General features: G+C 32.7%; 7 protein-coding genes, 2 tRNA genes and 1 pseudogene. 8 read left to right on the top strand and 2 right to left on the bottom strand.

All coding sequences use genetic code 11. The features are described from left to right. Positions 1 to 1,205: pseudogene (locus HRU50_RS14590) on the top strand (type I restriction endonuclease subunit R); the annotation flags it as partial. 99 nt (positions 1,206 to 1,304) lie between these two features. Beyond that, a complete protein-coding gene (locus HRU50_RS14595) occupies positions 1,305 to 2,732 on the top strand; it encodes a hypothetical protein (RefSeq protein ID WP_296351841.1) in 1,428 nt (475 codons plus the stop codon). 150 nt (positions 2,733 to 2,882) lie between these two features. Here the strand turns inward: HRU50_RS14595 and HRU50_RS14600 are convergent. Further along, positions 2,883 to 2,967: transfer RNA gene (locus HRU50_RS14600), tRNA-Ser, on the bottom strand. A 157-nt stretch (positions 2,968 to 3,124) separates the two neighbouring features. On the opposite strand from HRU50_RS14600, the gene HRU50_RS14605 reads away from it, so the two are divergent. From HRU50_RS14605 to HRU50_RS14625, 5 genes are all read left to right on the top strand, one after another. Then, entirely contained in the window at positions 3,125 to 3,904 is a 780-nt protein-coding gene (locus tag HRU50_RS14605) for a DUF3108 domain-containing protein (RefSeq protein WP_296351842.1), read from the top strand. 5 nt (positions 3,905 to 3,909) lie between these two features. Continuing rightward, the gene (locus HRU50_RS14610) at positions 3,910 to 4,239 is read left to right on the top strand and encodes an FUSC family protein (protein WP_296351843.1); all 330 of its coding nucleotides are present in this window, start codon (positions 3,910 to 3,912) and stop codon (positions 4,237 to 4,239) included. Positions 4,240 to 4,316: 77 nt separating this feature from the next. Then, positions 4,317 to 5,348 carry a M28 family metallopeptidase gene (locus HRU50_RS14615; RefSeq protein ID WP_296351844.1) on the top strand — a complete coding sequence of 344 codons (1,032 nt, stop codon included), beginning with the start codon at positions 4,317 to 4,319 and terminating at the stop codon, positions 5,346 to 5,348. A 76-nt stretch (positions 5,349 to 5,424) separates the two neighbouring features. Further along, positions 5,425 to 6,999: a M28 family peptidase gene (locus HRU50_RS14620; RefSeq protein WP_296351845.1), complete on the top strand. Its 1,575-nt coding sequence runs from the start codon at positions 5,425 to 5,427 to the stop codon at positions 6,997 to 6,999. A gap of 68 nt (positions 7,000 to 7,067) precedes the next feature. After that, a tRNA-His gene (locus tag HRU50_RS14625) sits at positions 7,068 to 7,143 on the top strand. A 44-nt stretch (positions 7,144 to 7,187) separates the two neighbouring features. On the opposite strand, the gene bshB1 is transcribed toward HRU50_RS14625, so the two are convergent. Then, complete coding sequence (bshB1, locus tag HRU50_RS14630) at positions 7,188 to 7,910, bottom strand: bacillithiol biosynthesis deacetylase BshB1 (protein WP_296351846.1); 723 nt, start codon at positions 7,908 to 7,910, stop codon at positions 7,188 to 7,190. 220 nt (positions 7,911 to 8,130) lie between these two features. Here bshB1 and HRU50_RS14635 point away from each other — a divergent pair, with 220 nt between their 5' ends. After that, positions 8,131 to 9,969, top strand: coding sequence for an SLC13 family permease (locus tag HRU50_RS14635; protein WP_296351847.1), 1,839 nt, complete (start codon positions 8,131 to 8,133; stop codon positions 9,967 to 9,969). The last annotated feature ends 183 nt before the right edge of the window (positions 9,970 to 10,152 follow it).

Here is a 10,152-nt window from a genome sequence, read left to right on the forward strand (position 1 = left end):
AAGTTTCAGTAGTCGAGGAAGCACCAGCCTTATATGGTATGAATAGCCATAAGAGAGACAAATTAGAAACCTATATTGGGCATTACAATGAGATGTTTGGTGCTAACTTCTCAACAAAAGACAGTCAGTCCTTTTACAATTACTACAATGATATATCTAAGAAAGTAAAGGAACGTAAGATTGATATTCTTTTAGTAGTGAATATGTTTTTAACGGGTTTTGATAGTAAAACCTTAAATACGCTTTATGTAGATAAAAATTTAAAATATCATGGATTAATTCAAGCCTATTCACGTACCAATAGAATTATAAACGAGCAGAAATCACAAGGTAATATTGTTGTATTCCGCAATCTAAAAAAGGCTACGGATGAGGCTATAACACTATTCAGCAATAAAGAGGCGATAGACGTCATCATAATGGAACCGTATGAGGATTATGTAGATAAGTTTAATGATGCTTTCGCCAAATTGACTGAGCTTGTACCAACGGTTGATAGTGTAAATGACTTAGTAAGTGAAGAAGACGAGTTAGAGTTCATCAAAGCCTTTAGAGCCTTAATGCGCTTAAAGAATACGATGACAACCTTTGCCAATTTCGACTGGGAAGATTTAGAAATGGAAGAACAACTGTTCAATGACTACAGAAGTAAGTATTTAGACCTTTGGCAAAAAGTCAAGCACGATACAGCAAAAGAAAAAGTATCCATATTAGACGATGTAGATTTTGAATTAGAGTTAATCCATAGAGACGAAATAAACGTTACCTATATTCTCAAATTATTAGCAGCACTAAAAGATGCAAAACTTTCAGAACAAGAAGCTAAGAAGAAAGAAATTGTAGATATACTCTCTGGTGAAGCCAACTTAAGAAGTAAACGAGAATTGATAGAAAAGTTCATTCAAGAGAATTTACCTCATATTGAAGATACAGACACGATACCACAAGAGTTTGAAAAATTCTGGACAGCAGAACAGCAAAGTGCCTTTGATAAATTCGTGAAAGAAGAAAACCTATCCTCAGAGCGCACACAAAAACTTATTGAAGATTACCTCTATGCAGAAAGAGAACCGCTAAGAGATGAGTTACTAAACCTCATTGAAGGTGACAAACCATCAGTATTAAAACGTAAAACCATAGGTGACAGAATATTAAGTAAAGTGGTTAACTTTGTAGATACTTTTATTAATGGGATGGATAATTAAATATAAAAGACTTTCTTATTATAAACCCAAAATAAACTCTTTCTTTACTAATTCAGAGTCTTTACTTTAAATTAGTTAACTTGTTGAAAACTTTATAATATGAAAAAACTAAAAGTTCTTTTTATTTCACTAATAGTAATAATTACTTCTTGTAAAACAGAAGATAATCAACATTCAGAATTTGTTGAAATGGATTTTCAACTTCAGATTGACATGGCAGATGATATGATAAATGAATATGAAGTTCTGTTATCGCAAAACACCCCAGAACAAAGTAGATTGTTACTCGTTGATATGTTATTGAATCTTGATGATATCATTGATGCAGGAGTCAGTGAAGATGGCACTACTGTCTGCTGGGAATATAAAGATGGACTAGAATATTGTTATTTGACCGAGACATCTTTGACCTTATTAAATGAATTGGATAGACAATCAAATGGTACAAGAAAAACTATTAACTCCCAGCTAAATGACCCTATAATATCAGAGAATGATAACGCCTTAATTTTATCACCTTATTATTATGAGTTTGCTATTTTTGATTCATTTGATGAAACTGATGAACTTGCTGAAATGATGGGAGATCATAATTTCAATGTAACCTATAAAAGAAATACAAATGCACTGGCCTTAACTGATAATATATCACTCCAAGATTATAAAGATTTTCACAATTATAGTGTGATTGCAATTTCAACTCATGGAGGGATTGGTGGTAGTACTGGAAACGTTTTTATTAATTCAGGTGTTGAATTTACTGAAGATTTAAAGTTGTCTTTGAAAGATGACTATGAAAATAAAAGAGTTGGTATAGTTTCCGCTCGAATACCTTATGCGTTATTACCTATTAATCCTATAGGCACTCTTTTATGGAAAAGACATGATATGGTATCATTATCATCAAAATGGTTTGAAAAAGAATACGAGAATAAACTTGATACGACCTTAGTTCATATGGGATCTTGTAAAGGATATGCAAATTCAAGTCTTGCTAGTGCCTTAGTTGGTAATGAAAGTGTCTTTGTTGGTTGGACAGATGATGTAGATTCTCAAGATAATACTGCCAACGCCATTAACTTCTTTGATTATCTTTTAGAAGGACAAACTGTTGGGGAGGCATATTCTCAAATCTTTCAACAAGGAACAGCCTTTTCTAATGATGCAATTTTCGAAATATCAAATGAAAATAGTGATTTGGTATTGATTGATACTCGTTTACAAGGCACATGGCAATACATATCTAATGAGTTTAACGGTGTTGTAAATCAAATTAACTGTCCTAATAGTTTTGTAGGCTGGATTATTGATAACATTAATATCGAAAACGTAGATTATTTTGACTCACAATTGGGAGACTACTGTGGTGAAATTATAGAACCAGGATTATACCCCTATTCACTTAATGGGAATACACTAAATTTTGCAGGTTTTAACTTAGAAATTATAGAATTAACGGACACTACATTAAAAATTGATATTGATCCGAGTTTAGATATCGAATATTTAACTTTTACAAAGTTATGACGTTAAATAAATTTCTTTCGATATTAAAATAAAGATATTGTAATCAATGAATATAATCCATAGCAATGATTGCAATACAATAATCGTACATTTATTAAAATAAAATAGTCGCAAAACACTATTTATCAGTGTTTTACGACTATTACTCTGCGGAGAAAGAGGGATTCGAACCCCCGGAGGTGTGACCCTCGCTGGTTTTCAAGACCAGTGCATTCGACCACTCTGCCATTTCTCCAGTGTCGATTAGGCGCCTTGAGCTCTTTAGCGGATGCAAATATAAAACCCTTTTTCAAGTAGCCAAAAGTTTTTTTATAGTTTTTTTTATTAATTGTATTGTATTTTCGGCACGGTAAATGCTTACTGTAATTTATCCTTTTTTAAAACCTATTTTAATGAAACACTTCATTTTGTTATTTACTGTTGTATTGAGTACTGTCAATCACGCACAAAACAAAACGATTAATGCTGGTGAAAAACTAGTTTTTACAGCTTCATATAATATGTCAGGCATTTTAACTGATATCGCTCAATTAAAAATGGAAACGAGTCAAGTTAAAACTTCAAGAAGCACTCTAATGCGTCTTAAATGTACAGCAACCACCTATAAAAAATGGGATAATTTTTTTAAAATCAGAGATTTGTATGAAAGTTATGTCAGCCCAAAAACACTAAAACCATATTTATATAAAAGAGATATAAGTGAAGGTGGCTATTACAAGTTCATGCAATACAAGTATAACCATAAGGCTAAGTTAGTTAATAGTCTTAAGCGTAAAAAGAACAAAAAAGGTGAAACTTGGGATGAAAAAAACACGTTTAATATTGGAACTAATACAAGAGATATTGTTACAACATTATATCATATAAGAAATTTAGATATTCATAAAGCAAGTCCTGGTGATCAACAAGAATTCAATGTACTTTTTGATAATAAGGAGAATACTATTGTCGTTAAATATCTAAAAAAGGAAACCATTTCTACAGCATTAGGAAAAAAGGAGTGTTACAAATTAGCCCTTTCAGTTAAAGGGAGTGATGTACTTAAAGGCAGTAATTCTAACCTTCTTTGGTTAACAGCAGACAACAACAAAGTACCTGTTTATGCTAAGTTTAAAATTGCCGTTGGGAGTGGTGAGTTAAGAATAGTTTCAGCTGAAGGTTTAAAACATTAAGATTTATGAAAAAAGTATTTGTGATTTTTGGTTTTTTGGCTGCAATATTAGCAACAGTTTTGGCGGTTACACCATTATCTAATATTGCTATTATTCCAATTATTGTCGCTTTTGTTTCTGGTTTAATGATTTTATACATCTCTAAAAAGGAAGAATCTAAACCAAAAACTATTCAATATATCTTTTTATTAGTTATTATTTCTCTGAGTCTTACAATCTATAAAGGATTATCATCTTCAACTGAAATTGGAGACACAGAGCAATTAGAACAACGCGATGAAGAAAATTTAGAAGACTCCATAGATATTCTAGATGATATTGATATCGAGGAATAATATAAAATTATTCTAGTATCATTAAGAGTTCCGTTTTTAAGCAATTAGTATATATTTGCTAAAAATCAATTGTTTACATGAAAGTATTAGTTGCATCAGCACTTTTATTAGTTGGATCTTGCGCTACCGTTAGGCATAGTGAAAAGATTGACAACCTTAAAGAAAGTATATCTTACGATCAACCTGAAATCGTCACAAAATACTTGAATACAATTGACCCTGACGAATTAAAAGCTCATGTTGAGGAAATAGCTTCAGATAAATACAAAGGTAGATTAACAGGTGAAGAAGGGCATAATGAAGTATGTGAATATATTCGTGACTACTACAAAAATCAAGGACTCGTTCCACCGCAATCTCATCCAAATTATTTTCAAAAAGTTCCGAAAGAAGTATTACCAGATGATTTAAAAGATTCACAGAATGTTATTGCGATGATTAAAGGTTCAGAATATCCTAACGAATACGTCTATTTTACAGCGCATTCTGATCATGAAGGTGTTCAAGATGGAGTCATTTACCCGGGAGCTGATGATAATGGTTCAGGTACCGCAGCCTTATTTGAAATCGCTGAGGCCTTTAAATTAGCTGTGCTAGATGGTTATATACCTAAACGAAGTATCGTTTTTTTACATGTCACAGCTGAAGAAGCTGGTCTGCATGGTTCTCGCTACTATGCAAACAATCCTGTTTTTCCTTTAGATGATGCAGTGGCTACCTTAAATGTTGATATGATTGGTAGAGTTGATGAAAGACATAAGGAAAATGAAGATTACCTCTATGTTATAGGTGCAGATAGAATTAGCTCAGAACTTCATTACATTATACAAGAAGCCAATGACAACTTTTCTAATTTAAGTCTAGACTATAAATACAATAGCGAGAAAGATCATAATCGTTATTATTACAGATCAGATCATTACAATTTTGCAACTCATGGTGTTCCAGTAGTATTCTTTTTCAATGGTGAGCACGAAGATTACACCAAACCAACAGATACTGCTGATAAAATTAATTACCCTTTATTAGCAAAAAGGACGCAACTTATTTTTGCTACTGCTTGGTATCTAGCCAATTCAGAAAACCGTCTGACTAAAGAAATTATTTAGAAAACAGTAGTCCTTACAATTTATTACAGAGCAAACTTAACTATTACTTATCTTTGCTACTGTTAAGCTAATTTTTATGAAAAAATTTATTTTATATGCAGGTTTAGCCATAGTTCTGATTGGATGTAAAACCACTTCGAGTGAAAACAAAACCTTTCAACTAAAAAACAGCAAAATATCCGATCCTTCAATATATGCTTCTACTATTACTGAAGCTGAGTTAAAAGAAATGCTTTTTAAATATGCATCGGACGAATTTGAAGGCAGAGATACAGGTTCAAAAGGTCAAAAAATGGCGGTCGAATTCCTGAAGAACCAATATAAATCAATGGCAATTAAAACACCTCTAAAAGGTGATGATTATTTTCAAGAAGTTGAACTAGAAGAACAAAAAATTGCTGATGCAAGTTTAAGTGTTAATGGTAAATCTTTCGAGAGTTTTACAGATCAACTTGTATTACGTACCTCAGATAATTTTGATCTAAGTACAACTGAAATAGTTTACGTGGGTTATGGTATAGATTCTGAAGCATACAGTGATTATAACAATATTGATGTAAAAGGTAAGATTGTTTTAGCAAAAGCTGGTGAACCTAAAGATGATAGGGGCAACTATGTCACATCTGGTAATACCGAATATACCAAATGGACCAAAGGTCGCCAAGCAATGTCTAGTAAGAGAATGGCGGCAATAGACAACGGTGCTAAAGGCTTAATATATTTAGATGATAGTGCTTTTAGTGAGTATGCACCATATTATAAAAAAATGGCATTTTCAGGAATTACGGGTAGACTTTCTCTTGTCAATGGTAATGAAGCATTTATGTTATTAGTTACTAATAAACTAGCGCAAGCGTTATACAATAATATACTTAATGAAGATAAGACTAAAACTATAAACACCGAATTACACATAAGCATTAATAAAAAATCAACACCAATACTATCTGAAAATGTATTAGCCTATATAGAAGGTTCTGAGAAACCCGAAGAAATTGTTGTGGTCTCCGCACATTTAGATCACGTTGGTATGAAAGATGGTAAAGTGTATAATGGAGCTGATGATGATGGCTCTGGAACAGTTGCGGTTCTAGAAATTGCCGAAGCTTTTAAAGAAGCACAAAACGTAGGTTATGGACCAAAACGTACAGTTTTATTTTTGCATGTTACAGGTGAAGAAAAAGGCTTATTAGGATCTAGTCATTATACAGATTTAGAACCGATATTCCCATTAGAAAATACTGTAGCCAACTTAAATATTGATATGATTGGTCGCACTGACCCAAAACGTACAGAAGGTGATAGAAATTATTTATACTTAATTGGCAGTGATAAATTAAGCTCAGAATTGCATAACATCTCTGAAGAAGTTAATTCTAAATATTGTAACATCGAGTTTGACTATAAATACAATGACGATAACGATCCTAATCGTTTTTACTATAGATCAGATCATTACAATTTTGCAAAGAATAATATTCCTGTAATTTTTTATTTTAATGGAACACATGCAGACTATCATCAACCTAGTGACACACCAGATAAAATAGAGTATGATCTTTTACAAAACAGAACACGACTTATCTTTCACACTGCATGGGAATTAGCAAATCGTGACAATAGGATTGTAGTGGATAAACTAGTAGAATAATAATATTTTTAAAAAAAGGCTTTGCATAATTTAGTAAAAGAATTACATTTGCAATCCAATTGAAAAATGGTGGTTGTAGCTCAGTTGGTTAGAGCGCTGGTTTGTGGTACCAGAAGTCGTGGGTTCGAGCCCCATCTTCCACCCAAAAAGTGAAAGCCTTTCATTCTTGAAAGGCTTTTTTTGTTGGTTTATTTTAAATCAAAAAGAGACTCAACTGCAGGAAAACGTTCTACTGTAAACCCTTCAGCATATTCTGTCCCAATTAATCTTCCTAAATCTCGTGCTCTGTATTTCACACTATCTGTGAAGTTTTTGCTAGAAATTGGTGTTTCTGGTTCTTTACTTTTAGGATCGTAAAACTGAGTTTTGTAGGCTAAAACAGCTTCCAACTTCGTATCCATAAAACCAGTTACATCTACCACAAAGTCTGGTTCTAGATTTTTCCATTGAATGTAATGATACACATATTTTGGCCGCCAAGGTTCTTGCCAGTGCTCATCATCTTCATGTTTGGTATCTATTTTCACCAAACCACTTAAAAAGCAAGCATCACTTACTAACTTACTACCTTTTCCATGATCTATATGCCTATCATCTATCGCATTACACAATACAATCTCAGGCATATACTTTCTAATTTCTTTTATTATTTCTAGCTGATGGGCTTTATCGTTCAAAAAGAATCCATCTGCAAATTCCATATTTTTTCTAAGTGTAACACCCAAAATATTTGCAGCATCTGTTGCTTCAGCATCGCGCGTTTCTGCTGTTCCTCTGGTACCTAATTCACCACGAGTTAAATCTATAATACCAACTTTTTTCCCTTTACTTACTTCTTTTGCAATTGTAGCAGCACAACTCAGTTCTACGTCGTCAGGATGCGCACCAAAAGCTAAAATGTCTAATTTCATGTGTTTTTTTCTTTTAACAGATTATCAAAAATATTAAAAAGAAGACAGATTATTATGCTCTTTTAAAAACGCAAACGGTTTCGTTTAAAATAAGTTCTAAAATCAACTTAAAAAACAGTCCAAAATTGAAAAATTCCTATTAATTCAAAGCATGACAATAGTCATGTTTGTTGCCTTTAATAGCCAGTAATTTTACACTGTAATAAAGAAAGATACTACTATGACTTTAATGTTAGCCATACTTACAATAACCATATTACTTTTTATTTGGGGGAAATATACGCCAGACATTGTCGCACTACTCTCAATGATAAGTCTGTATTTATTTGGCATCCTAGATCTTAATGAAACCCTAAGCGGTTTTAGTAATCCTACTGTTCTTATGATTGCCGCTCTTTTTATTATTGGTGAAGGATTATCGCAAACAGGATGGACCGCACTAGCAGGACAAAAATTCATTAAAATGGCCGGTAAAAGCGCTACAAAACTGTTACTAATAACCACTTTAGGATCTGGACTTTTATCTGGTGTTGTAAGTAATACTGGTACTGTTGCTACATTAATGCCAGTTACTATTTCTTCAGCATGGAGTATTGGTACATTACCATCTAAATTATTGATGCCTGTGGCCTTTGGTTCTAATACTGGTGGTTTATTGACTTTAACTGGTACACCACCAAATATCATTGTAAACAATACCATGTTAGAAAGTGGATTAGAAGGATTTTCATTTTTTGAATTCGCACTGATTGGACTACCATTGCTTTTAATAGCTTTACTATACTTTAGATTTATAGGACATCGATTATTACCTAACAATAAAACCAATAATAAACCTGTAGATATTAGTTCTACATTACACAAATGGATTGAAGCTTATAAAGTTGATAACGATTATTACAGACTTAGAGTACGCTCTGTATCACCACTTTTAAACACCAATATTGGCGATTGGAATTTCGAAAAAGATCATAATGTTTCCATTCTTAGAATCAAAAGAAGACATCCAAATCGTTTAAAAGGTAACGAACCGTTTATTGAATTTCCAACTAATAATACCGAAATATTATACCATGATATTTTAACGGTAAAGGGTGATACAGAAGCCATTAACGCCTTAATGATTAAATACCGATTAGGTCTTTTACCATTAGAGCCTATAGCTGATGAGTTAAGAAATAATCTAATTAATCAAGAGGTTGGTATGACCGAAATCATTGTAACACCTAAATCTGTGCTTGTAGGGAGAAAACTTAGATTAGGTAATTTCTTTAAACGATTTGGTGTACAACTTATGGCTGCATCTCGTAACAATCATCCATTAACAGAGAATGAAATTACCGTAAAAGCTGGTGATGCGTTTTTAATTCGTGGTATCTGGAGTGATATTGAGCAACTAAAAGACCACCATGAAAATCTCGTGATTTGTGGAAGTCCTGAAGGTATGGCTAAAACGGTTACTAATCTTACATATAAGTCTTATATCGCTTTAATTGCTTTAGTACTTATGATTGGCTTATTAGTCTTTAAAGTTGTTCCTGGAGCCATTGCTGCACTTATCTCTGCAGGTGTTATTTTAATTTCAGGTTGTGTACCAATTACAAAAGCCTATAAAGGTATAAGTTGGATTAGCGTTGTTATGATTGCTGCTATGATTCCGATGGGATTAGCTTTACAAAAAACTGGTACTGCAGAACTCATAGCCAATGGACTTGTACAAACATTAGGAAGCTTGCATCCAATTGTTTTATTGGGTGGCGTATTTTTATTGACAACTACATTTAGTCAGGTTATTAATAACTCAGCAACAGCCGTTTTAATGGCGCCGATAGTTATTATAGCTGCCAGCTCTCTAAACTTATCTGCTGCACCGTTTATGATTGCAGTAGCTATTAGCGCGTCTACGGCCTTTTTAACACCTGTAGGCACAACTACAAATGCAATGGTTATGACATCTGGTGGCTACAAGTTTATAGACTATGTAAAGGTAGGAGCACCATTACTTTTAATCTTTTTAATAATAACATTAGTATTAGTGCCAATTATTTGGCCATTCTAATTTGAATTAACCTATAAAAAATATGACTTAAACAGAAGAAAGCCAACTAGTTAAAACTAAATAACTTTAAATTATACCCTAACGTAAAATACTTCTATTTAGTTATTTCAGGAAACAATTATGCATGATAAATATCATAGGATGATGCACTTTAATAAATTAATTTTATGACAATCATAAGTG

Source organism: Winogradskyella sp., from assembly GCF_013213835.1.
Taxonomy (GTDB): Bacteria; Bacteroidota; Bacteroidia; order Flavobacteriales; family Flavobacteriaceae; genus Winogradskyella.

Coding starts and splice junctions, on each gene's coding strand:
- HRU50_RS14595 (WP_296351841.1), top strand. CDS start 1,305: ATGAAAAAACTAAAAGTTCTTTTTATTTCACTAATAGTAATAATTACT.
- HRU50_RS14605 (WP_296351842.1), top strand. CDS start 3,125: ATGAAACACTTCATTTTGTTATTTACTGTTGTATTGAGTACTGTCAAT.
- HRU50_RS14610 (WP_296351843.1), top strand. CDS start 3,910: ATGAAAAAAGTATTTGTGATTTTTGGTTTTTTGGCTGCAATATTAGCA.
- HRU50_RS14615 (WP_296351844.1), top strand. CDS start 4,317: ATGAAAGTATTAGTTGCATCAGCACTTTTATTAGTTGGATCTTGCGCT.
- HRU50_RS14620 (WP_296351845.1), top strand. CDS start 5,425: ATGAAAAAATTTATTTTATATGCAGGTTTAGCCATAGTTCTGATTGGA.
- bshB1 (WP_296351846.1), bottom strand. CDS start 7,910: ATGAAATTAGACATTTTAGCTTTTGGTGCGCATCCTGACGACGTAGAA.
- HRU50_RS14635 (WP_296351847.1), top strand. CDS start 8,131: ATGACTTTAATGTTAGCCATACTTACAATAACCATATTACTTTTTATT.